This is a genomic window from Stenotrophomonas sp. STEN083, from assembly GCF_056759195.1.
The window spans coordinates 1-21,642 of the sequence record NZ_JBRRCU010000053.1 but is presented as its reverse complement, the minus strand read 5'-3'; the positions used below and the strand labels follow the sequence as shown (position 1 = coordinate 21,642).

Here is a 21,642-nt window from a genome sequence, read left to right as displayed (position 1 = left end):
ACAAAAATGTCCGGTTTCAATGGGTGGCATGGAACGGGCCGTTGCGGCGCCCCGTTCCCGTTCAGCTCGCGGCGAGCTGGCGGCGCAGTGGTGCTTCGCGGATCGGCAGGTTGATCAGTGCTGCAGCAGCGGCCAATGCCATGTCCGCGTACCACATCCAGCTGTAGTCGCCGCCGTATTCCAGCGCCACGCCACCCAGCCAGGCACCGAAGAACGCGCCGATCTGGTGCGAGAACAGGGTCAGGCCGAACAGGGTGCCCATGTGACGCGGACCGAACAGCTTGCCGACCAGTCCCGCGGTGGGCGGCACCGTCGCCAGCCAGGTGAAGCCCAGTGCGGCAGCGAACACATAGAAGGTCATCGGTGTCGGCGGTGATGCCAGATAGACCGCGATCAACACCGCGCGGCTGAGGTACATCCAGAACAGCAGCCACTTCATGCGGAAGCGTTCGCCAAGTGCACCGATGATCAGGCTGCCGGCAACATTGAACAGGCCGATCAGGGCAATCGATACCGAGGCCACGTTCGGCGACAACCCGCAAAGCGCGATTTCGCCGGGCAGGTGGGTGACCAGGAAGGCGATATGCACGCCACAGGTGAAGAAGCCCAGATGCAGGCACCAGTAACTGCGGTCACGCAGCGCGCGCTGCAGTTGCGGGCGCAGGGCCTCGCCGTCGTCGCTGGCCTCGTTGCGTGGCGCACGCTTGCGCAGCGGCCAGGCCAGCGGCAATGACAACAGCACGATGAAGGCCAGCGCATACAAGGCCTTGATCCAGCCGAAGGCGCTGAGCAGCAACTGCACCAGCGGCGCAAACAGGAATTGGCCGAGTGAGCCACCGGCATTGATGATGCCGGCGGCCATCGAGCGCTTCTGTGCTGGGATGCGCCAGGCGGTTGCGCCGATCAGCACCGAGAAACTGCCGGCACCGGCACCGGCGGCCAGCAACAGGCCGAAGCTGAGATTCAATCCCCAGGCGCCGGGGAGCAGGGTTGCCGCAAGCAGGCCGACAGCCAGCAGCACACCGCCGCCAACCAGCACCGGCAGTGGTCCGCGCTGGTCGGCCATCGCGCCGAAGAAGGGCTGCACTGCACCCCAGACGAACTGGCCTATCGCCAATGAAAAGCTGATCTGGGCGATGCCCAACCCGGTCGAAACATGGATGGGGTCGATCAGCAGACCGCTGGTCTGGCGCACGCCCATGGTCACCATCAGGATGCTGGAGGCGGCGAGCAACAGCAGCCACGGTGTGCGCGCGGGAGCTTGCGTGCTCATGCTGCTTGCTCCTGTTCCAGCGCCTGGGTGAGTGTTTCCAGCTGTTGGTTGAGACCAGCGATACGCGCGCTGCCGAACAGGTTTTCGATTTCCTGTTGCGCCTGTTGCCAGAGGGGTAAGGCTTTCTGCAGGCGACGTTTGCCGGCGGCGGTGATGTGCAGCTGGCGCTGGCGGGAGTCCGCGCCGGGGGCGGAACAGAGCAGGCCCGCTTCGAGCAGCGGTTTGAGGTTGCGGGTGAGGGTGGTGCGGTCCATGCCCAGCGCATCGGCGAGTTCGCCCAGCGGACGTGGCTGGCTGGAGCGGCGCAGGATGGAATAGGCGTTGAGGCTTAGGTCGGCGGCGGCCAGATGGCGGTCATACAGCTGGGAAACGCGGCGCGTGGCGCGGCGCAGCTGGAAGCAGGTGCAGGGGCTGGGGGTGTCCATCGGCGTTCGGGGTAGGGCGATGGCTGGGAGTTTATGTGCATATGCACGTAAATGCGAGTAGTGGGCACTGGAGGGTCTGATACTTCCAATCGCGGATCCCAAAAAGATCAACTAGGCTGACAGTGACGATAGAAAATGGCCATATGCAGCAAGGAAGAAAGCACCACTGTCATTCAGACGTCTCTATCAACTTTTCCCTCAAACAATACTTGCAAAATATGCTAATCGCTCACAGGAGACGACGGCCATCTAAGCCCTTAAAACACGTAGCTTGTAAATTGACCTGTTAACATCAGCTCTATAAAGACGAATTGAAGGAAGACCTAGCTGATTTCGTTTAGCCAAGATGTGATCAAGACTAGCCTTCGCCGAGCTCGGAAAATTGCAGCCGAGAATTATCCCTGAAAGACAACCCGGGTCGAAGGGTAGAAGTCTGGTGCTCACATCAACAAACACCAAACGCCGTTCGTTCTCGTAGTTCCATCGACGCGCCTTTCGCAAGAGAATAGCCTTCAATATCTCCGAATCCATGCGTGGCCAAGTTAGATCAGGGAAGTCATCACAGTAATTCACGGGTTGCGCGGCAACGAATACCCCAGGATCAGATGCTGTTCGAAACTGCACACATATTCCTTTGTGTGAGTCCGCATAGTGCGCCCACATAAGCAAATCCTTTGGATCTGAAGCCAAACATGCCACGCCATGTCGATGGCGCTCAAACGTGTTGGGATCATCCATGACAGCCGGCAATTCGATCATCAACCGCGAAACCCATGCTTCACGCTCTCTCTTCGTGAGCGCCGTCCAGCCTGAAGTTGTTGCAGCCCATTTTCTGACTCTTCTTCGTACGGCTGCAGAGTCGGAATCACGCTTTACCCGGAATCTAAATTCAAAAGGATCATTGAACTCAGAGGGCGATGACAGGTATAGACTCGAATCGACAATCAATGTCTCGAGATTGCGTACAGAATCCGAAGAACCATCAAAGCGCATGTATTTATAGTGGTGTCTCGGGGTGTCGCGCATAAATGAGCGCATCTGAAATGGCTTTATTTTCTTTGCAATAGCGCGCAAATTTTCGCACGCGACCGGTAATTTTGGCGCGCGACGGCTAACGGGATCTGGCACTAAATCTTCGTACATAGATAGAGGAATGCCTGCGGGATTTCGACCTTCAGACAGCCTAACTTAGTCCTAGAGACTGAGCCAGCCTAAATTTATGTCCTAGATTGCCTGCTCTGCTAGATTCAGCAAATACTAGACACCTCCCCAACGGAAGGCTTGGGAACTTACAAGTTCAACGCCGTCAAGAAGCCCTCCTTTCCGGTGCACAGACGCTATCCCCCTTCAAAAAAACAGCACTCTTGCTGGTGCTCTGTCTTCATTGTGAGAACTTCGAAGAGGAGCGCAGTACTGGCAAGGAGGAACAATATGTGGTTCCGGCTCCAGCAGGGCTTCGGCTCTGGTTTTGGCTGTGGTCTTCCCTTCTCCCGCTTGCGGAGAAGGTGCCCGAAGGGCGGATGGGTGGCTTTTGATTCGGCTTGGACTACATATGAGTGGATTTCTCTAGAGCCGATTCTGCGCGAAGCAAAAAGCCACCTTGCGGTGGCTTTGGGGTGTGCTTGTGCTGCTAGACAGCGGAGCTAGAAGCAATGTAGAGCCAGGACCAAATGCAGAAGCAAAAGCTTGCCCTCACCCCTACCCCTCTCCCGCAAGCGGGAGAGGGGAAAGACGGGAGCAGGAGCCAAAGCTCAAAGCCAAAGCTACAGCCAAAGCTCAAAGCCAAAGCCTGCATCAAGCCTTTAGAACCATGCCCTGATACCAAACGCCACACCACGGCCCGGCAGTGGCGAGTAATCCCGCAGCAGCGAGGTATGCGGGCGTGCCTCACGATTGGTCAGGTTGCTGCCATCAAAGAACACTTCGTAGCTGTTGCTGCCGTTGCGGTCCCAGCGATAAGCAAGGTGTGCATCCACCAGCGTGTAACCAGCACTGGCTTCTTCGTTCACCGCAACGTCCTTCTGGCTGCCATAGCGCACTGCGCCCAGCGATGCGCGCCAGCCACCCAGCGACCAGTGCAGGTCGGCGCCAACACGGGCCGGTGCGATGCGCGGCAGGTAACCGCCGTTGGCCAGCTCGACGTTGTAGTTGTGCGCGTGGTCACCGTGCGGCACGGCGATGGCAACATTGCGCGTGCCGCTGCCATCCAGCTCAGCCTTCACATAGTCACCAAACACGCGCAGGTCCCAATCACCGGCGACGTTTTCCAGCATGTGCCAAGTGGCCTCTGCCTCTGCACCCTTGAACGTAGCGTCGTTCTGCGTCCAGGCACGCACTGGCAGGCCGCCTTCGACTACGCCGGTATCTGCCAGGTAGATGAAGTCCTTGAACTTGGTCTGGTAGATCGCTGCCTGCAGGTCGAAGCGTTCGTTGTGCGCGTGCAGGCCCAGCTCCATGCGACGACCGCGTTCGGTGTCCATGTTGGCGTTGCCGATTTCCAGCGAGCGGGTGGCGATGTGGGCGCCGGCGGCGTACAGCTCTTCGTTGGTCGGCGCACGCTCGGAGGCGTCCACGCCGAAGCGCAGGTCGAAGGTGTCGTTCAAGGCCCAGATGCCGGACGCCGACAGGTTGGTCGCGCCGAAGCTACGGTTGCGCTGGGCGTCGTTCGGGTCGAGCTTGACCCGGTCATGGCGCGCACCCAGTTCCAGCTTGAACGGGCCGAACTGCTTCTCCTGCAGCACGAAAGCACCAATGGTGTCGGTGGTGGTGCCCGGTACGAAGGCTTCTTCGCCGGTGGCGCCGAAGTCGCTGCTGCCGAACTGCACGCCGAAGGCGCCGTCCCAGCCGGCCAGCGGCTGCTGCACGGCTTCCACGCGGCCTTCAAAGCCCTTGTTGGTGAAGCGGGTGGACGGTGTGCCGGCTTCCAGCTCGGTGTGCTCGTAATCGGTATAGCCGCCGCGCACGGTCAGACTCTTCAGGAACGAGGTCGGGTTGTACAGGCCGCCCTTCAGGTCGAAGCGGTTCTGCACCATGTCGATGCGTACATCGTGCTCATCGCCTTCCTCGCCGTGGTCGTGGTCGTGATCGTCATGGTCGTGGCCATGATCATCGTCGGCATGCACGTGGGCACCGTTGGGGATGCCATAGTTGCTGCGGTACGTGCCCAGCGATGCGCCGAGGAAGCCGCCCTCGCCAAACCAGGTAGCGCCTACGCCACCAGCGCGGGTGCGTACCGAGCTGTTGTCCAGGCGACCGCGGGTGCCGGCGTCTTCGTCGTGGGCATCGTGATCGTCATGGCCATCGGCATCCAGCGCATGCGGATCGATCGCATAGCCGGGGATGCGGTAGTCGTCACCGTTTCGGATCAGGCCGTCGACATGCAGGACCAGGTTGTCGCCGCTGACGCCGTCCAAGCGGAACATGCCGCTGCGTTCCTGGTTGACCGAGTTGCCGCGCAGTTCGGCACGGCCGCTGATTGGGCGGTCCGGTAGATCGCTGGCGATGCGGCCATCGACCACGTTCACCGCGCCACCAATCGCACCGCTGCCGAACAGCAGGGTTGCCGGGCCTTTGAGTACTTCGATCTGGTCGGCCAGGAACGGCTCAATGCTGGAAGCATGGTCGGCGCTGACCGTGGATGCGTCCATGTTGCCGACGCCATTGGCGACTACGGCAACTCGCGGGCCCTCTTGGCCGCGGATGATTGGGCGACCGACGCCGGGGCCGAAGAAAGTGCTCTGTACGCCGGGCAGCTTGGCCACGGTGTCGCCAAGCGTGCCAGCCTTGTGCTCGTCCAGATCGGCACCTGCCAATACCTCGACCGGGCGCGCCAGCGACTCGGCCGAGCCCTGCAGTGGCGAGGCGGTGACTTTGACCGCGGTGAGTTCGGTCAGATGATGGCTCTGCCCGGCGTCGTCATCGGCGGCACTGGCGACAGCGGGAAGGGCGGCGGCAAGGGCGAGGAACAGCAGGTGGTGCCGGGTGTGACGGGGGAAGGGCATGAGGATTCCTTTGTTACTGTGTATCACTTGGGTGGCAGTCTGAACCGGAGGCGGCAGCGGGCTGGCGCAGGCGGTTAGGGCGGGGAGGACAATAATGTTATATTATTCCATAACGTTCCGTCGCCCCTGCTGGAAGTCATGCCCACCCCACCTACCGGACTACGCAAATTCCTCGATCGCTTTGGTGCGACCGGATCCCTGATCTGCGCGGTGCATTGCGCGTTGTTGCCGGCTTTGTTGGCGCTGGCGCCAGCACTGGGGTTGTCGTTCTGGCTCAGCGATGGGGTGGAAGCCACCATCGTCATCTTCGTTACGGTGCTGGGTCTTTTCAGTCTTATCTGGGGTTATCTGCGCCACCGCGCGCTGATGGCGCTGTTGTTGCTGGTGCCTGGCCTGCTGCTGTTGTGGGCTGGTTTGTTGCACCCTGAGTTGCATCATTCACGTATTCCGCATGCGGTTGTGATGACCTTGGGTGGTGTGCTGGTGGGCTTGGCGCATGTGGCCAACCTGCGCTTGAACCATGTGCACGTACACGACGCCAGCTGCGCACATTGAGGGGCGCATGGTAGGCTTCCTGTCCATGCGCGAGGGCGCTTGTTGTGGCCTCGCCAAACCCGTGCTTGCACGGGGTAACTGATTACAAACCAAGGAGTTGACGACATGGGTAAGGGTGACCGTAAGACCGCCAAGGGCAAGCGCTACAACGCCAGCTACGGCATTTCGCGTTCGCACGTGAGCAAGGTGGCCGTGGGCGCAGCTGCGCCGGTCGCCAAGAAGACCGTCGCCAAGGCTGCCGCCAAGAAGGCTGTCGCCAAGAAGACCGTCGCCAAGGCCGGCTGATCCAGCCAGGCAGTGGTTACAGAAAAGCGGCGCATTGCGCCGCTTTTTTTGTGCCTGTTTTTTTTGGGGGGGCTTCGTTCGCGGCTGCGCTTCGCTCAGCCGGGCCACCTCACTTCGATTGGCGTAGTGCCTGCTCCAGCGCGTGCGGGTCGCCGTCGTTGGGCTGGGCCGGGATGCCGATCAGGCGGGTAAGCAAGGGATAGACGTCGACATTGTCGAAGGCGGTGAGTTGCTTGCCCTGCGCGAAGGCCGGGCCACGTGCGACGAATACCGCCTGCATCGATGGCAGCGCAGGGTCGTAACCATGCGAGCCGCGATCACCGGGTGGGCGCTTGGCGATGGTGTCGCGGGCCACTGCATCCCAGCCTTCCTGCATCTGGCAGACGATGGCTGGTACGCGCGGATTACTACCGTAGTGCCAGCGTGTCGGCAGCTGCGCCTTGTTCCAGCACTGGTAGTGCGCGTGCTCGCCTAGCAGCGCCTTTTCCGCATCGGCCTGCTTGCCCGGCAGCGGTGCGAACCCTACCGACTGACCCACCGACACCACCTTGGCGATATCCGCCGGCACCATGTCTTCGATCGCAACCGCGTTGCCGAACTTGACCGTTGCCATGCCGTGATCGGAAACCACAATCACGTTGGTGTCATCGAGCAGGCCATCGCGGCGCATGCCATCGACCAGTTGGCCGACGGCGGCATCAACCTGCTGCAATGCGGCCTTGTACTCGGGCGAATCCGGACCGTGGCCATGACCGGCTTTGTCCACGTGTTCCATGTAGGCGGCAATGAAGCGCGGCTTGATCGCGTCCGGTTCGCCGTGCAGCCAGGCCAGGACCTGATTCATGCGCTCGGGCAGTGGCACGCTTTCGTCATATATGCGCCATTGGTTGGCATGCAGACCGCGCACCGGCGCTTCGCTGCCCGGCCAGGACCAGGTTGCACTCTTGAACCCGGCCTTGCGTACGCTGACCCAGATCGGCTCGCCGCCATCCCACCAGGCGGCATTCTGCACGGCAGCGCGATCGCTGACCTTGAATTCGCCAAGCGCATCGGCGCTCATCGCGTTGTGCACCAGCCCGTGATGGTCCGGGCGCAGGCCGGTGACCAAGGTGTAGTGATTGGGGAAGGTGAGTGCCGGGTAGGACGGACGCATGCCAACGCTGCGCACGCCCTCGCGGGCAAGACGCATCAGGTTGGGAGTGTCTGCTTCACTAAGCTTGTCTGCGCGCAGGCCGTCGATGGAAATCATCAGTACCGTGGGCGGGACGTTCGTGGTGGCGACAGGCGAGGGGGCGGTGGCGCAGGCGGCAAGCAATGCGCAGGCCAATGTAGTGGCCGAAATGCGTAAAAAATTCATGCCGCAATGATAGGCCGGGCCGGTGACCATACAAATACAACCTTCGGCATGTTGCTTGGGGCTGATCGACCCTGTAGCCGCCGGAAGCAAGCCGCTCCCGGACGACTGGAGGGCTCAGGCAAACAGATCCGCCACGCGCTCGCCTTCGCTGACAACGCCCTCCAGCTTCAACAGCGCCGCCTTGGTCGGTAGTCCACCGCCGAAGCCGGTCAACGTGCCGTTGTTGCCGATCACGCGGTGGCAGGGCAAGACGATTGGCAAAGGATTGCGGCCATTGGCGGCGCCGACTGCACGGGTAGCGGTGGGCCGCCCGATGCGCTCGGCCAGTTGCCGGTAGCTCCAGGTCGCGCCGAACGGAATCTGTGCCAGCGTGTGCCAGACATGCAGCTGGAACTCGGTGCCTACCGGCGCCAACTCCAACTGGAACTCATGGCGCTCACCGCGCAGGTACTCCAGCAACTGCCGGCGCGGCTCGGCGACCGCATCCGGGTCGCGCTGCCAGTGTTGGCGGCCCTTGGCGTCGTGGCGGTTCTCGGCGAACAGGATATGGCGCACGCCTACCTCGTCGACGGCGACGGTCAAGGCGCCGATGGGGCTGTCAAAGCGGTCGTAATAGAGGGTGTTCATGCGCTTACCTCCGTAGCAGTGTTGGAATTCTTTTTTTCAGTCGGCACTGCCAGATGCCACAGATGCAACACGGCGTAGGCGCGCCATGGTCGCCAGAGCTGCGAGCGACGCTCGGTCTCGCGTTCGCTCAGGCGTTGGCGTTGGCCTTCGCCCAGCACCTGCTGCAGCACCAGATCACCGGCCGGGAAGGCATCGGGCAGTCCCATCGCCCGCAGTGCCATGTAGTGCGCGGTCCACGGACCGATGCCGGGCAGGGCTGTGGCTTTCTGCACGAAGCTCTCCAGCGTCTGCGCACGGCTGAAATCCAAGCGTTGCTCGGCGCAGGCGCGGGCAATTGCACGCAGGGTGGCGGCGCGGGTGCGCGGTAGGCCGATGCTCTCAAGCGGCGCGTCGACCAACGTTGCTGGCGCCGGGAACTGCCGGTCCAGGCCTTCCGGCATGCCAGGCAAATGCTCGCCGAAGCGGTCGACCAGGCGCCGCGCCAACGTGGTGGCGGCGGCAACGCTGACCTGCTGGCCGAGTACGGCGCGTGCTGCGACTTCAAAGCCGTCCCAGCCGCCGGGAATGCGCAGGCCCGGCCGCTCGGCGATGCCGCGCGCCAGCAACGGTTCCTGGCCCAGCGTGGCATGGACGGTGCGCAGGTCGGCATCCAGGTCGAATACCCGCCGCACCTTGGCGACGATGGCAGGAATCGCGCGTGGATCGGTGGTACCCAGTTGCAGGCGCAGTTCCGGCCGCTTGGAATCGGCAGTGACCCGGATCAGGCTGGCCACACCATTGGCGACGACCACGCGCTGATAGCTGTGTTCGTCGATGCACTCGATGCCCGGCAACGAGCGGCGGCGCAGGAAGGCCAGCATCAGCGGGAAGTCCAGCGGCGGCCGATAGGCCAGTCGCAACACCGGCTCACCGCCAGTCACCGCGCCATGCTGCTTGCGCAGCGCGCTCGGCGGCATGCCGCAGCCTTCCAGGAAGGCGCTGTTGAAGCGGCGGAGGCTGTTGAAACCGGCCGCCAGTGCGACCTGGGTTACCGGCAGCGCGGTTTCGGTCAACAGCTGTTTGGCCAGCAACAGACGGCGGGTGGTGTGTAGTTGGGCGGGCGTTGCGCCGAGCTTGGCGACGAACAGCCGTTGCAGTTGGCGCGCGCTGATCCCCATCGCCTCGGCCAGCGCGGTCGCTGGCTGTTCCTGCAGGATGCCTTCGTTGAGTAGGGCCAGTGCCTGATGCAGGGTCTGGTCCTGCAGCAGATTGGCGTCATCCGGCGACAGTTCGGGGCGGCAGCGCAGGCATGGCCGGTAGCCGGCGGCGCTGGCGGCAGCGGCGCTTGGGAAGTAACTGACGTTCTCTGGTTTGGGCGGCGGCGCCGGGCAAACCGGCCGGCAATAGATGCCGGTACTGCGCACGGCAGTGAAGAACAGGCCGTCAAAGCGCGCATCGCGGGCCAGGCGGGCTTGTTCGCATTGCATATGGGCTGGCATCAGGAGGTTTTGCATGGCCTCAGTCTAGGCGTGAAGGGGCTCGGCTACTGGCCATTTTCGGACATCAATGCGCGCGACGCTGTGTTGATTCATTGGGCGTTGCAGCAGGGAGGGCGTTGCGCACTAGACTGTCCACCTTCCTGGCGCGGTTGCGCCGTAGTACGGACCTGATTGCTCTCCATGTTGCCCAAGTTCTGTTGGCCGCCGTTGTTGTGCATCGGGCTGTTGGCCTGCAATCCGCAGACCGGCGATAAAAAGCCCGTGATTGACCCTGCTGCCGCAGTGGCCGCTGATGGCGACCACATGGTGTCGATCAATGCTGCCGATGCGCCGACCCCGCCAGCGCCGGTGCTGCCGGCCAAGGACAAGCCCTGGCCCGAGCTGGTGCTGGAGAACGGCAAGGCCTGGGTCAGCTGCGGCACCGACTATGCCGGCGAGAACGGCGATGGCACCGAGTTGACCGCGTTTGACCGCGCCAGCATGGATGCAGCCTTGGAACCCTGCAAAGAGCGTGGCCTGATGCGGGTGCGCTATGCCGGCAAGATCAACCCTTCGTTCGCGGCGATGGTGACGCGTCTGGCGGTGGTGGCCGATGCGATGAAGATCAGTCGGCGCATCCTCGATCTGGATTCCAGCGGTGGTCAGGTGGAAGCGGCCATCGTCGCTGGCGACAGCATTGGCGAGTCCGGTTGGACCATTTGGGTGCGCGAAGGTTCGGTCTGCCACAGTGCCTGTGTGTTCGTGCTGGCGGCTGGCGACAACCGCTTGATCTCCGGCAAGGTTGGCATCCACCGCATGATGCGGATCAGCTCCAGCGCCAGTTCGCGCGCGGAGTTGAACAAGGAGCTGCACGAGGTCTACGACAACGTGAAGGACTACCTGCAGCGCAACGGTGTGGCGGTGGGCGTGGCCGACCTGATGATGACCGTGCCCAACCGCAGCCTGCGGGTGCTGACCAACGAAGAGCTCAAGCAGTACGGGCTGGACGGCACCAATGCGGTGCAGGATGACCTGGAGCGTATCAAGCAGATGCGCAAGTGCGGCGATGACTTCGTGCGCCGCAAGGATTCCTTCCTGATCGCCTTCGACCGCGAGTGCAAGGTGGAAGGTGCCGATCTGGAGGCGGTCAACCGCTGCGGGCAGGCATTGAAGGAGCAGTTCGGCTTCCCGGATGAGGTCTGCCCGGAGGAAAGCCCGCTGTCGGAAATCGATACCGCCATGCTCGAGCCGATGCCGACCGCCATCCCGACCGGTGCTGCTGAGGCAGTAGTGGCGCCAGCGGCAGCAGTCGCGCCCGCCGTCAGTGCGCAGGTGAGTGCGCCCGGTACACGAAAGTGAACAAATGAAAGGATGCGGAAGCTGGTAAACCGTGATTGGATTGGCATTCCGTTCAACTGAAAGCGTCATGGAGAGAGCTATGCGACCCAGTTGTTTGTTGATGGTGTTGTCCTTGGCTGTGCCGGCTACAGGCGCTTTCGCGCAGGCACCCGCTGCTGCCCCCGCGCCAGCGCGGGCTGCTGCCCCGGCCGCCCCCGCACCGGTATCAGCCGCGGCTCGGCCGGCGCCAGCGCTCAGTGCAGCGCAGCAGGCGCAGGTAGCCAAGCAGGATGCGGAGATGACCGCAGCCGCGCAGCGGGTGGCGCAGCTGGTGGATGGCCAGCAGGCGGCCGCCGTGTGGGACGGTGCCTCCGCGGTGGCGCGCAAGGCGGTGACCCGTGATGTATTCGCCAACAACGTCAATGCCGACCGCGCCAAATTGGGCGCGCTGGTGTCGCGCGGCAAGCCATCGATCACCCGCGTGCAATACCCGGCCGGTGCCTCGGTGCCGGAAGGCATCTACTTGAACGTCAGCTTCCCAACCCGCTTTGCCAACAATGCCCAGCCGGTGCGCGAGCTGGTCTCGTTCCGCCTGGATGAGGACAAGGTGTGGCGCGCCTCCGGCTATAGCGTGCGCGCGGCCTCGGCCAACTAAGTGCCATCACATCGCAGGCTTTGCACACGGGTGCCGCAGGGCGCCCGTTGTGTTTGTGGGCTGATTGTCGTGTAGCTGATCTGGATCAATGAATCCTTACATCGGCCTGCTTACCCTGCCTGCGGTAGGCATAACGGAGTGGCACATGCGCAAGGTGGATGTTGTGGTGGTGGGCGCCGGCCCGGCCGGCTTGAGTCTGGCCCGCAGTCTGGCCGGTAGTGGTCTATCGCTGGCGCTGGTCGAGCAGCAACCGTTGGCAGTGCTGGCCGAGCCGGCCTTCGATGGCCGCGAGATCGCGCTGACGCACGCCTCGCGGCAGATCATGCGCAGCATGGGGCTGTGGCAGCGCATCGACCCGGCCGAGATCTCGCCGCTGCGCAGCGCCAAGGTGATGAACGGCAGCTCGCCGTTCGCGCTGGGTTTCGCAGCGCAGGGCGAGGGCGTCGATGAGCTGGGCTGGCTGATTCCCAATCACCTGATCCGGCGTGCGGCCTGGGAGGCGGTGCAGGGCCAGGCCGATCTGGAAGTGCTGGATGGACGTTCGGTCACTGCAATCGACGCCGGTGAGGCGTACAGCACGGTCACCTTGAGTGACGGCATTCAGTTGCGCGCACGGCTGGTGGTCGCCGCCGACAGCCGCTTCTCGGCGACCCGGCGGATGATGGGTGTCGGCGCGCAGATGCGCGACTTCGGCAAGTCCATGTTGGTTTGCAGGATGCAGTGCGAGCGGCCGCATGAGCACGCCGCCTGGGAATGGTTCGGCTACGAACGTACCTTGGCGATGCTGCCCTTGCCGGGCAATCAGGCCTCGGCAGTGATCACCATGCCGCCGCGGCAGCTGCAACAGTTGCTGGAGCTGGATGAGGCCGCCTTCGGGCGAACCGTCAGTGGCTTCTTCGAGCGTCGCCTGGGTGAGATGACCCCGGTCGGGACGCGCCACGCCTATCCGCTGGTCGGCGTGTATGCGCACCGCTTTGTCGGCAAGCGCTATGCCTTGATCGGCGACGCGGCGGTCGGCATGCATCCGGTCACCGCACACGGCTTCAATTTTGGCTTGCACAGCCAGCAACGGCTGGCGCGGTTGCTGTTGGATGCGGTTCGTGGCGGTAGCGATATTGGTGCGGATGGCTTGCTGGCCAGTTACCAGCGTGGCCACCGGCTGGCGACACGGCCGCTATACGAGGCCACCAATGCCATTGCCGGGCTTTATAACGATAGCCGGCTGCCTGCGCGTTTGCTGCGCGGCGCGGCATTGCGGGCCGCGCAGGGCGTCGTTCCGTTCAGGAAGTTGATCGCCGGGCATCTGACCCAGGCTCGCGCGTAGCGGCGGGGCTCGCGGGTTTGTAGGAGCGGCGTAAGCCGCGACGCTGGTGCAGGGCGAGGGTGCGATGCGGGACAGGGCGTGAGCTTCGCGGCTCACGCCGCTCCTACAGCGCTGATGGTCTACGACGAAGCCTCCTGCCGAGCATGGCTCAGCACTACCTCACTCGTCTTCGTCTTCGTCGTCTTCTTCGGCGCGGTTGGGGTCCGGATCGGCGAGCACGTTGATGCTGACATCGCCGAGCACAACCTGCTGGCCGCCGCGGATCTTGCAGGCTTTACGCAGCTCCACCACGCCATCAACGGTGACCTGGCCGTCGGCAATGATCATTTTTGCCTCGCCGCCGCTGGTGACCAGATCGGCCAGTTTCAGCAGCTGCTTCAGTTCCACGTAATCGCGGTCAAGTTCAAATTCGATGGTCTGCATGGTGTTCACGGATAAAAACGAGTGCTATTGTGCGTCATCGGCGACCCGTGCGGGTGCTCCAACAGGGGCCAAGCGGCGGCCGGTTGTGTTCGTAAGCTGAACGCAAATCAAGCCATGCGCGACAGCAGAGCTGTTTAGAGCGCACAATATGCGTCTTTTCGCCCGCCCGTTCGCGGCGGTGCCCCCGGAGTTACCATGTCCCAAGATACCCCCGCGCCGCTGCTGTTTGCAGATCTCGGCCTATCCGAGCCTGTGATGAAGGCAGTGGCCGAAGTCGGCTACGAGACCCCGTCGCCGATCCAGGCTGCCACCATTCCGGCCATGCTGGAAGGCCGCGACGTGCTCGGCCAGGCGCAGACCGGCACCGGCAAGACCGGTGCCTTCGCGCTGCCAGTGCTGTCCAATATCAATCTTTCCGCCACCAAGCCGCAGGTGCTGGTGCTGGCGCCGACCCGCGAGCTGGCCATCCAGGTCGCCGAGGCGTTCCAGACCTATTCGGCATCGATGCCGGGCTTCCGCGTGCTGCCGGTGTACGGCGGCCAGCCCTATGCGCAGCAGCTGCAGGCCCTGCGCCGCGGCGTGCACGTTGTGGTCGGCACCCCGGGCCGGGTGATTGATCATCTCGATCGTGGCACCCTGGATCTGTCCGAACTGAAGACGCTGGTGCTCGACGAAGCCGACGAAATGCTGCGCATGGGCTTCATCGACGACGTCGAAGCAGTGCTCAAGAAGCTGCCGGAAACCCGTCAGGTCGCGCTGTTCTCGGCCACCATGCCACAGCAGATCCGCCGCATCGCGCAGACCTATCTGCGTGAGCCGGTGGAAGTGACCATCCAGTCCAAGACCACCACCTCGGCCAATATCCGCCAGCGTTACTGGTGGGTGGCTGGAATGCACAAGCTGGACGCGCTGACCCGCATCCTGGAAGTGGAAACCTTCGACGCGATGATCATCTTCGCGCGTACCAAGGCCGGCACCGAGGAGCTTGCCAGCAAGTTGCAGGCGCGTGGTCTGGCCGCTGCCGCCATCAATGGCGACATGCAGCAGGCCCAGCGTGAACGCACCATCGCCATGCTGAAGGAAGGCAAGCTCGACATCCTGGTTGCCACCGACGTGGCTGCCCGTGGTCTGGACGTGGAGCGCATCAGCCACGTGCTGAACTACGACATCCCGTACGACACCGAAAGCTACGTGCACCGTATCGGCCGTACCGGCCGTGCCGGCCGCAGCGGTGAGGCAATCCTGTTCGTCACCCCGCGCGAGAAGGGCATGCTGCGCCAGATCGAGCGCGCTACCCGTCAGCCGATCGAAGAAATGCAGCTGCCGAGCGTGGATGCGGTCAACGACCACCGCGTGACCAAGTTCATGGACCGCATCAGCCAGACCCTGGCTGCCGGCGACATGGATTTCTACCGCGACCTGCTGCAGCGCTACGAAGGCGAGCACAACGTGCCGGCTATCGATATCGCTGCCGCGCTGGCCAAGCTGCTGCAGGGCGATTCCCCGTTCCTGTTGACCCCGCCGGTGCGTGAGCGCCGCGAGCAGTCGTTCGAACGCAACGATCGCAGTGAGCGTCCGGCGCGTGACGGCGGCTTTCATCGCCGCGACGAGCGCGGTGACCGTGGCGATCGCCCGGCCCGTTTCGAGCCGCGCTTCGAGCGTGCCCCGCGTCAGGACGAGGGCGATCGCGCGCCGCGCCCGCCGCGTGGCGAAGGCGATTTCGAGTCGCGTCCGCGTCGTGAAATGCCGCCGCGCAGCGCGCCGGAGTTCGGCATGGAGACCTACCGCATTGAAGTCGGTCATACCCATGGCGTGAAGCCGGCCAATATCGTCGGCGCCATTGCCAACGAAGCTGGTCTGGAAAGCCGTTTCATTGGCCGTATCGACATCCATGATGGTCACTCGGTGCTGGATCTGCCGGCTGATATGCCGACCGACGTGCTGCAGCACCTGAAGAAGGTGTGGGTGTCGGGCCAGCAGTTGCAGATGCGCAAGGTTGAGGCAGGCGAAGAGCAGGGCGGCGCCGCGCCGCCGTTCAAGCCGCGCTTCGACAAGGGCGACGGCAAGCCGGGCGGTCCGCGTCCGGGTGGCCCGCGCGGCCCGCGTCCGGGCGGCCCGGGTGGTTCGCGTCCGGGTGGCTTCAAGCCGCGCGGCCCGCGCAACTACTGATCCAAGTAGCCCAATGCTTTACCAGACAACCCCGGCAATGCCGGGGTTGTCTGTTTTTGACTGTTTGCGGGCCTGGCAGGACGCAATGGGACGACAAGTTCAAGCCGCGACGGTCTTCACGTACTGCTCGCGTCGGGTTATTGCGATAATGCCGCTTATCCGCGTCGGGGAACGCGAGAGGGAGGCTCATGGCAGAGGGGGGAGCGGCAGTTGCTGGCAGGGTAAGACGTGGATGGATCGTGCTCCTGTTGCTGTCGGCGTTGTTCACGTTGTGGCCTTCGCTGGGCGCTGCCCAACCGCTGCAGGGGGGGCGTGACTTCCTGATTGCCGGCGGCGCAACCGCTGAACAGGCTCCCTTGCGCGCCTGCAGTGCCGAAGCTTTGGCCCGGATGCGCCCTGCCATTGAAATTGCTGCGCCCGAAGGCGGCTGGTCCGGCGCGCCGCAAGGCGTGGGCGTGTTCAACGTGTTTGCTGGCGAAGTGATGATTTTCCATGGGGACCGCCAAGTCTGCGGTGACATGCAGGACGCCCGCACGCGCGACTCGCGCTTCCGTGCCGGCGTAGGTCTTGTGGTTGTGCCCAAGCAGGGCACGGTCGAGCCGATCCGGGTGGCCTGGGAGTCGCCGCTGAAGCCGCGCTGGATTCCCACCGTGCACCTCGCCGCACCCAGCCCGTTGCAGCAGCAGGACACCTTGCGGCTGGTGGTGCGTACCGCCTGCGTGGCGATTGCGCTGGCCTTGGCCTTGTCCGCGTTGATGGGCTTTGCCACCACGCGTGGGCGTGATTTCCTGATCTATACCTTGGTCTGCGGGCTCTTGGTGGTATGGCAGGCGGTGTTGAGCGGGCTCAGTGGCTATCCCGAGCCGTGGCTGCCAGTGGATGGCCATGCGCCGGTATGGATGGTCTCGGTGTCGGCGCTGAGCTATGCGGTGATGGGCTGGGTGCTGTGGCGCATGTGCGGCGGCCGCCGGGTGCTGCGTGGCTCGCGGCGCTGGATGCAGGGGCTGATGATCGTGCTGGGGCTGGTCGCGGTAGCTGCACCGTTCATGCCTTGGCCGCTGTTGGCATGGATGGCGGTGGCGCTGGACGACCTGTTCACGCTGATCTGCCTGACCTCGGTGGGCATCGCCATCGTTGCGGTGCGGCGGCGTTACTTCCAGGCGTTGGATGGTCTGGTGGCGGCGATTCCGCTGCTGGTGATGGCGCTGGCGGACCTGATGGACAACCGCCTGCTGGTGGAGTTCCGGGTCGAGGCGATCCAGGTCTCGGTGACCTGGTTCCTGATGATGGCGGCGTACTCACTCAATCGCAGCCTCAGCCAGCTGCGCCAGCAGCGCGATGAGATGCGTGAGCTTGCTGATACCGATACCTTGACCGGTCTGCCCAATCGCCGCGCTGGCCTGCGCCAGCTGGACCACTATCTGCGCGAGGCCAAGGCTGGCGGGTTGCCGCTGTCGATAGGTTTCCTGGACATCGACCTGTTCAAGCAGATCAACGACAGCTACGGCCACGACGGCGGCGATCAGGTGTTGATATCGGTGGCAGGCACCTTGCTGGCCGGCGTGCGCAGCCGCAGCGACGTGATCCGCATGGGCGGCGAAGAGTTCCTGATCCTGCTGCCGGGAATTGGCGCCGATGCCGCGCGGCCGCGGCTGGATCAACTGCGCGAAAAGGTCACCGTACAGGCACGCGGGCTCAAGCACGAAGGCCTGGTGGTCACCGCCAGCATTGGCCTGGCCGAGCTGCAATACCGCGACAATGACGTGGCCGGGCTGCTGCGGCGGGCCGACAATGCCATGTACCAGGCCAAGCGCAGCGGTCGCGACCAGGTGGTGGATGCGCGCGATATTCAGGAAGTGCCCTGAACAAGCCATTCGGTCGTGCTGTTCCGGCCGTGGGCGATGGCGGATAATTCGCTCATGACAATTCGAATCAACAAGCACATTGCCGAAACCGGCTTCTGTTCGCGCCGTGAGGCCGACCGCCTGCTCTCCGCCCGTCGTGTCACCGTCAACGGCATCGTCGCCGGGACCGGTGCGGTCGTGGGCGAAGGTGACGAGGTCAAGGTTGACGGCCAGCCGCTGCGCGCCCGTGCGGTGCAGAAGAGCACCGGCCGCCGCCATGTCTATATCGTGCTGAACAAGCCGGTGGGCATCACCTGCACCACCGAGAGTGCGGTCAAGGACAACATCATCGAGTTCGTCGGCCACGAGCAGCGTATCTTCCCGATCGGTCGTCTGGACAAGGATTCGGAAGGCCTGATCCTGCTGACCAGCAACGGCGACATCGTCAACCAGATCCTGCGTGCCGAGAACGGCCATCAGAAGGAGTATCTGGTGGCGGTCAACAAGCCGGTCACAGACGAGTTCCTGCGTGGCATGGCCCGTGGTGTGCGTATCCGCAACGAAACCACGCTGCCATGCCGCACCAGCCGCATCGGCAAGTATGGTTTCCGCATCATCCTGGAGCAGGGCTTGAACCGGCAGATCCGCTTGATGGCATCCGAGTTCGGTTACCGGGTCAACCAGCTGCGTCGCGTGCGTATCGACAACGTCAAGATCGGCGCGCTCAAGCCGGGCCAGTGGCGCAACTTGAGCGAGCAGGAACTGCACGGTCTGTTGCCGCAACAACAGCAGTGGTGAAATGTGACACGCTCACCGCGCCGTGCGCGGTGAGCCGCTAGACTCTGCAGCGCTCTCCATCCTGCCGTTTTGGACTCGTGCATGATCAAGCCTGCCCTGCCTGTCAATGAAACCGAACGTATTGCCGCGCTGCAGCGCTACCGGGTGCTGGATACCGCGCGCGAGCAGGAGTTCGATGACCTGGTGACCATCGCCCGCACCATCTGCGGCACGCCGATGGGGGCGGTGACCCTGATTGATCGCGACCGCCAATGGTTCAAGGCCCTGCAGGGCCTGGACGGTGAGCAGACCCCGCGTGACGAAGCCTTCTGCGCCCATACCATCCTCAGGCCGCAGGAGCTGACCGTGGTAGCCGATGCGCGCCAGGATCAGCGTTTCAGCGGCAACCCGTCGGTGTTGGGTGATCCTCATATCCGCTTCTATGCCGGCGCGCCGCTGCTCAGCAGTGATGGCTACGCACTGGGTTCGCTGTGCGTGTTCGATTCAGTGCCGGCCCAGTTGGGCACGCCGCAGGCCGAGGCGTTGCGTGCGCTGTCGCGACAGGTCAGCCGGATGATGGAGATGCGCTTGCTGCGGATTGAGATCGATCATCACCAGGCTGAGCACGATTGGTACGAGGCGCATCTGCTCGAGTACTACCAGCAATTGGAGCAGCTCAATCTGGAGCTGTCCGAGCAGACCCGTACTGATCCGCTGACCGGCTTACCCAATCGCCGCGCCCTGTCTGCTGCGCTATCGGAAGCGATTGGACGCGCAGGTGGGGTGCCGCCGGCGGTGGCCATCGTCGATATCGACCACTTCAAGCTGGTCAACGACATCCATGGCCACAACGAAGGTGATCGGGTACTCGTCGAGCTGTCCAGCGTGCTGAAGTCGCAGTTCGCCGGGCGCGGCATGGCTGCCCGCTATGGCGGCGAGGAGTTCGTCATCCTGATGCCGGATACGCCGCTGCAACAGGCCGAGCTGCAATGCGAATACCTGCGCGAATCGGTGGGACTGCTGCCGATCGGCCTGCCGATTTCGGTGAGCATTGGCTTGGCCGTGCACCGCGCCGGTGAAGCCCCAGGCGAAACCCTGCGCCGTGCCGACGCCGCGCTGTACCAGGCCAAGGCCGAGGGTCGAGACCGCGTGGTTGTGGCGAGCTGAGTCGGGCTGGACCACCAACAGCTGATCAGGCCGGACCGGCGTTTGCCGCCGCCGGCCGCAGGCGGTTGAGCAGTGGATGCAGGAACACGCCACCAAGAATGATCGCCACGCCCAGATAGAACTGCGGTGTCAGCTCATGCTGTTCGCCGAGGAACAGCATCGCCAGCACGATTGCGTAGACCGGTTCCAGATTGGTCACCAACTGCGTGGTGTAGGCGCTCAAGTGCCTTAGTGCGACCAGTGCCAGCGCAAACGGCAGCAGCGTGCACAGGCCGGACAGGGCAAGCAGCAACAAGCCATCGTGCAGGTTGGGCAGCACCCACAGGTCGCTGGCCAGGGCGGGCAGCAGGAACGGCAGTAACGGCGCCAACAGGGTCAGGGTCAAGGTGCCTGCGCCCAATTCCACGGTAGTGACGGTCAGCGGATCGGCGTGGCCGACCATGCGCTTGTTGAGCGAGCCAAACAGCGCCACCAGCAAAGCAGACGCGGCACCTACCGCAACGCCCAGCCGCATGCCATCAGGCACGCCGCCAACCACCAGCGCCACACCTGGCAACACCACCACGCCCAGCGCCAACTCGCGCATCTGGAACGGACGGCGCGCGATCCACGGTTCGATGATGGCGGTGAACACTGGCGCCAGTGCGATGCAGGTGGCCGCAACCGAGGCATTGGCCAGCTTCACCGCGCCATAGAAGGTAAGCCAATGCAGCGCCACCAGTGCGCCGATACCGGCATAGCCCAGCACCAACCGCAGGTTCAAGCCCGACAGGCCGCGCCATACGCGCGGCAGCAGCGCCAGCATCGCCACCACCAGCAACATCCGCCACCACACCAGTGGCAGCGCGGGCAAGGTGATCAGCTTGCCGAGGATGGCGGTGACGCCCCATAACAGAACGCAGAAATGGATCTGCAGCAGGGCTTTGCGGGTGTCGTTGGTAGGCATCGGCGTATTGTCGCCGATGCGCATTGGCAGCGCCGTGCTGCCGGCTTCAGTTTGTGTCGACCAAACGCTGAAGTTCGCGTGCTGCCGATGGGTTGCGGTGTTTGGCGGCGCTGATGAAGTAGAAGAAGACCTCGCGCGGTGCGGCGGTTGCAAGCGGCACGGCCAGATGCGGCAGCTCGGCCACGTCTTCGCCCTTGCGCCAGCGGCGGATGCGGCCAGCCCATTGTTCGAGTTCACTGGCCGGATAGCCGGTGGCGTGTTCGTCGCGGCTGCCCATCAGGCGCGCATAGACGAAGTCGCCGGACAGGTCGGCTGCGTTGGGGTAGGTGGCCGAGTCGGTATAGACCAAGGCGACCCCATGCTGGCGGATCAAGGCTACCAATTCGGCATCGAAGCAGGCCGGATCGCGGACTTCCACGGCATGGCGCTGGCGGCGGCCGTTGACCTGCTGTGGCAGCAATTGCAGGAAGGCGGCAAGATCCTCGCGATCCAGCGTACGGCCCGCTTCGAACTGCCATAGCAGTGGCCCGAGGCGATCCCCGAGATGGCTGATGCCATCGATGAAGTCCTCGATCTGCCCGCCGGTAGCGGCAAGTTTGCGTGCAGTGACAATGCGTTTGGGCGCCTTGGCCGAGAATACGAAGCCATCCGGGGTGGCATCGCGCCAAGCGGCATAGATATGCGGCTTCTGCGCACCGTAATAGGTGCCGTTGATCTCGATGCTAGTCAGCTGCTGGCTGGCATATTCCAGTTCACGGCGCTGCACCAGTCCAACAGGATAGAACGTACCGCCGCGCCACGGCACATAGGTCCAGCCACCAATACCGATATGCACACCGGGCGCATGCGGTGCGCTCGCAAACAGATCGTTCAAAACAATGCCCCGATGCCATGTGGGAGCGGCGTAAGCCGCGAAGCCAACAATGTAACCGCCCAAGGTAGTGCCGCCCCCACGGCGGGCCGGGCGGTAAACCAAAAACCACAAGCGAACGGTTAACCATAAGCCGCGCACAGGGGGG

General features: G+C 63.6%; 20 protein-coding genes. 10 read left to right on the top strand and 10 right to left on the bottom strand.

From position 1 onward, the window contains the following. Positions 1-61 precede the first annotated feature (61 nt). From ACVOK8_RS14560 to ACVOK8_RS14545, 4 genes are all read right to left on the bottom strand, one after another. A complete protein-coding gene (locus ACVOK8_RS14560; protein ID WP_481567454.1) occupies positions 62-1,273 on the bottom strand; it encodes an MFS transporter in 1,212 nt (403 codons plus the stop codon). Continuing rightward, positions 1,270-1,698 carry a MarR family winged helix-turn-helix transcriptional regulator gene (locus tag ACVOK8_RS14555; protein WP_481567453.1) on the bottom strand — a complete coding sequence of 143 codons (429 nt, stop codon included), beginning with the start codon at positions 1,696-1,698 and terminating at the stop codon, positions 1,270-1,272. Before ACVOK8_RS14555 ends, ACVOK8_RS14560 begins: the two co-directional genes overlap by 4 nt. Before the next feature lie 249 nt (positions 1,699-1,947). Continuing rightward, the gene (locus tag ACVOK8_RS14550; protein ID WP_481567452.1) at positions 1,948-2,841 is read right to left on the bottom strand and encodes a DUF2971 domain-containing protein; all 894 of its coding nucleotides are present in this window, start codon (positions 2,839-2,841) and stop codon (positions 1,948-1,950) included. 659 nt (positions 2,842-3,500) lie between these two features. After that, on the bottom strand, positions 3,501-5,699 hold the full coding sequence (locus ACVOK8_RS14545; protein WP_481567451.1) for a TonB-dependent receptor: 2,199 nt from the start codon (positions 5,697-5,699) through the stop codon (positions 3,501-3,503). 138 nt (positions 5,700-5,837) lie between these two features. Here ACVOK8_RS14545 and ACVOK8_RS14540 point away from each other — a divergent pair, with 138 nt between their 5' ends. Together ACVOK8_RS14540 and ACVOK8_RS14535 are read left to right on the top strand one after the other, a co-directional pair. After that, the gene (locus tag ACVOK8_RS14540; RefSeq protein ID WP_481536066.1) at positions 5,838-6,254 is read left to right on the top strand and encodes a MerC domain-containing protein; all 417 of its coding nucleotides are present in this window, start codon (positions 5,838-5,840) and stop codon (positions 6,252-6,254) included. Positions 6,255-6,359: 105 nt separating this feature from the next. Beyond that, positions 6,360-6,539 (top strand): 30S ribosomal protein THX, encoded by a 180-nt coding sequence (locus ACVOK8_RS14535; RefSeq protein WP_481517546.1) that lies wholly within the window; start codon positions 6,360-6,362, stop codon positions 6,537-6,539. A 109-nt stretch (positions 6,540-6,648) separates the two neighbouring features. On the opposite strand, the gene ACVOK8_RS14530 is transcribed toward ACVOK8_RS14535, so the two are convergent. After that, the gene (locus ACVOK8_RS14530; protein ID WP_481567450.1) at positions 6,649-7,788 is read right to left on the bottom strand and encodes an alkaline phosphatase family protein; all 1,140 of its coding nucleotides are present in this window, start codon (positions 7,786-7,788) and stop codon (positions 6,649-6,651) included. On the opposite strand from ACVOK8_RS14530, the gene ACVOK8_RS14525 reads away from it, so the two are divergent. Beyond that, positions 7,778-7,906, top strand: coding sequence for a hypothetical protein (locus ACVOK8_RS14525; protein ID WP_481567449.1), 129 nt, complete (start codon positions 7,778-7,780; stop codon positions 7,904-7,906). The genes ACVOK8_RS14530 and ACVOK8_RS14525 overlap by 11 nt on opposite strands. 104 nt (positions 7,907-8,010) lie before the next feature. Here ACVOK8_RS14525 and ACVOK8_RS14520 read toward each other — a convergent pair whose 3' ends face one another. Next, positions 8,011-8,523, bottom strand: coding sequence for a methylated-DNA--[protein]-cysteine S-methyltransferase (locus ACVOK8_RS14520; RefSeq protein ID WP_481567448.1), 513 nt, complete (start codon positions 8,521-8,523; stop codon positions 8,011-8,013). Continuing rightward, the gene (locus tag ACVOK8_RS14515) at positions 8,520-10,016 is read right to left on the bottom strand and encodes a DNA-3-methyladenine glycosylase 2 family protein (RefSeq protein WP_481567447.1); all 1,497 of its coding nucleotides are present in this window, start codon (positions 10,014-10,016) and stop codon (positions 8,520-8,522) included. Before ACVOK8_RS14515 ends, ACVOK8_RS14520 begins: the two co-directional genes overlap by 4 nt. A 165-nt stretch (positions 10,017-10,181) precedes the next feature. Between ACVOK8_RS14515 and ACVOK8_RS14510 the strand changes: the two genes are divergently transcribed. The 3 genes from ACVOK8_RS14510 (at position 10,182) to ubiM (ending at position 13,297) form a co-directional block, all read left to right on the top strand. Next, positions 10,182-11,339 (top strand): COG3904 family protein, encoded by a 1,158-nt coding sequence (locus ACVOK8_RS14510; RefSeq protein WP_481567446.1) that lies wholly within the window; start codon positions 10,182-10,184, stop codon positions 11,337-11,339. Between the two features lie 79 nt (positions 11,340-11,418). Beyond that, positions 11,419-11,973, top strand: a complete 555-nt coding sequence (locus ACVOK8_RS14505) for a DUF4019 domain-containing protein (RefSeq protein WP_481567445.1) — start codon at positions 11,419-11,421, stop codon at positions 11,971-11,973. Positions 11,974-12,118: 145 nt separating this feature from the next. Next, positions 12,119-13,297 (top strand): 5-demethoxyubiquinol-8 5-hydroxylase UbiM, encoded by a 1,179-nt coding sequence (ubiM, locus tag ACVOK8_RS14500; RefSeq protein WP_481567463.1) that lies wholly within the window; start codon positions 12,119-12,121, stop codon positions 13,295-13,297. Positions 13,298-13,456: 159 nt separating this feature from the next. On the opposite strand, the gene ACVOK8_RS14495 is transcribed toward ubiM, so the two are convergent. Further along, positions 13,457-13,720 carry an RNA-binding S4 domain-containing protein gene (locus ACVOK8_RS14495; RefSeq protein ID WP_481530604.1) on the bottom strand — a complete coding sequence of 88 codons (264 nt, stop codon included), beginning with the start codon at positions 13,718-13,720 and terminating at the stop codon, positions 13,457-13,459. Between the two features lie 195 nt (positions 13,721-13,915). On the opposite strand from ACVOK8_RS14495, the gene ACVOK8_RS14490 reads away from it, so the two are divergent. The 4 genes from ACVOK8_RS14490 (at position 13,916) to ACVOK8_RS14475 (ending at position 19,677) form a co-directional block, all read left to right on the top strand. Then, positions 13,916-15,889, top strand: coding sequence for a DEAD/DEAH box helicase (locus ACVOK8_RS14490; RefSeq protein ID WP_481567444.1), 1,974 nt, complete (start codon positions 13,916-13,918; stop codon positions 15,887-15,889). A gap of 239 nt (positions 15,890-16,128) precedes the next feature. Next, positions 16,129-17,754 (top strand): GGDEF domain-containing protein, encoded by a 1,626-nt coding sequence (locus ACVOK8_RS14485; protein WP_481567443.1) that lies wholly within the window; start codon positions 16,129-16,131, stop codon positions 17,752-17,754. 54 nt (positions 17,755-17,808) lie between these two features. Next, positions 17,809-18,531, top strand: a complete 723-nt coding sequence (locus tag ACVOK8_RS14480) for a pseudouridine synthase (RefSeq protein WP_481517538.1) — start codon at positions 17,809-17,811, stop codon at positions 18,529-18,531. 81 nt (positions 18,532-18,612) lie between these two features. Continuing rightward, positions 18,613-19,677: a GGDEF domain-containing protein gene (locus ACVOK8_RS14475; RefSeq protein ID WP_481567442.1), complete on the top strand. Its 1,065-nt coding sequence runs from the start codon at positions 18,613-18,615 to the stop codon at positions 19,675-19,677. Between the two features lie 25 nt (positions 19,678-19,702). On the opposite strand, the gene ACVOK8_RS14470 is transcribed toward ACVOK8_RS14475, so the two are convergent. Together ACVOK8_RS14470 and ACVOK8_RS14465 are read right to left on the bottom strand one after the other, a co-directional pair. Continuing rightward, on the bottom strand, positions 19,703-20,623 hold the full coding sequence (locus ACVOK8_RS14470; RefSeq protein WP_481567462.1) for a DMT family transporter: 921 nt from the start codon (positions 20,621-20,623) through the stop codon (positions 19,703-19,705). 46 nt (positions 20,624-20,669) lie between these two features. Further along, complete coding sequence (locus tag ACVOK8_RS14465; RefSeq protein WP_481567441.1) at positions 20,670-21,497, bottom strand: DUF72 domain-containing protein; 828 nt, start codon at positions 21,495-21,497, stop codon at positions 20,670-20,672. Positions 21,498-21,642 lie beyond the last annotated feature (145 nt).

Excerpts from the sequence above, each read along its gene's own strand:
- ACVOK8_RS14555 (WP_481567453.1), bottom strand. The coding sequence starts at position 1,698 with ATGGACACCCCCAGCCCCTGCACCTGCTTCCAGCTGCGCCGCGCCACG.
- ACVOK8_RS14520 (WP_481567448.1), bottom strand. The coding sequence starts at position 8,523 with ATGAACACCCTCTATTACGACCGCTTTGACAGCCCCATCGGCGCCTTG.
- ACVOK8_RS14515 (WP_481567447.1), bottom strand. The coding sequence starts at position 10,016 with ATGCAAAACCTCCTGATGCCAGCCCATATGCAATGCGAACAAGCCCGC.
- ACVOK8_RS14475 (WP_481567442.1), top strand. The coding sequence starts at position 18,613 with ATGATCAAGCCTGCCCTGCCTGTCAATGAAACCGAACGTATTGCCGCG.
- ACVOK8_RS14545 (WP_481567451.1), bottom strand. The coding sequence starts at position 5,699 with ATGCCCTTCCCCCGTCACACCCGGCACCACCTGCTGTTCCTCGCCCTT.
- ACVOK8_RS14530 (WP_481567450.1), bottom strand. The coding sequence starts at position 7,788 with ATGATTTCCATCGACGGCCTGCGCGCAGACAAGCTTAGTGAAGCAGAC.
- ubiM (WP_481567463.1), top strand. The coding sequence starts at position 12,119 with ATGCGCAAGGTGGATGTTGTGGTGGTGGGCGCCGGCCCGGCCGGCTTG.
- ACVOK8_RS14525 (WP_481567449.1), top strand. The coding sequence starts at position 7,778 with ATGGAAATCATCAGTACCGTGGGCGGGACGTTCGTGGTGGCGACAGGC.
- ACVOK8_RS14535 (WP_481517546.1), top strand. The coding sequence starts at position 6,360 with ATGGGTAAGGGTGACCGTAAGACCGCCAAGGGCAAGCGCTACAACGCC.
- ACVOK8_RS14470 (WP_481567462.1), bottom strand. The coding sequence starts at position 20,623 with ATGCCTACCAACGACACCCGCAAAGCCCTGCTGCAGATCCATTTCTGC.
- ACVOK8_RS14490 (WP_481567444.1), top strand. The coding sequence starts at position 13,916 with ATGTCCCAAGATACCCCCGCGCCGCTGCTGTTTGCAGATCTCGGCCTA.
- ACVOK8_RS14480 (WP_481517538.1), top strand. The coding sequence starts at position 17,809 with ATGACAATTCGAATCAACAAGCACATTGCCGAAACCGGCTTCTGTTCG.
- ACVOK8_RS14550 (WP_481567452.1), bottom strand. The coding sequence starts at position 2,841 with ATGTACGAAGATTTAGTGCCAGATCCCGTTAGCCGTCGCGCGCCAAAA.
- ACVOK8_RS14495 (WP_481530604.1), bottom strand. The coding sequence starts at position 13,720 with ATGCAGACCATCGAATTTGAACTTGACCGCGATTACGTGGAACTGAAG.
- ACVOK8_RS14510 (WP_481567446.1), top strand. The coding sequence starts at position 10,182 with ATGTTGCCCAAGTTCTGTTGGCCGCCGTTGTTGTGCATCGGGCTGTTG.
- ACVOK8_RS14505 (WP_481567445.1), top strand. The coding sequence starts at position 11,419 with ATGCGACCCAGTTGTTTGTTGATGGTGTTGTCCTTGGCTGTGCCGGCT.
- ACVOK8_RS14540 (WP_481536066.1), top strand. The coding sequence starts at position 5,838 with ATGCCCACCCCACCTACCGGACTACGCAAATTCCTCGATCGCTTTGGT.
- ACVOK8_RS14560 (WP_481567454.1), bottom strand. The coding sequence starts at position 1,273 with ATGAGCACGCAAGCTCCCGCGCGCACACCGTGGCTGCTGTTGCTCGCC.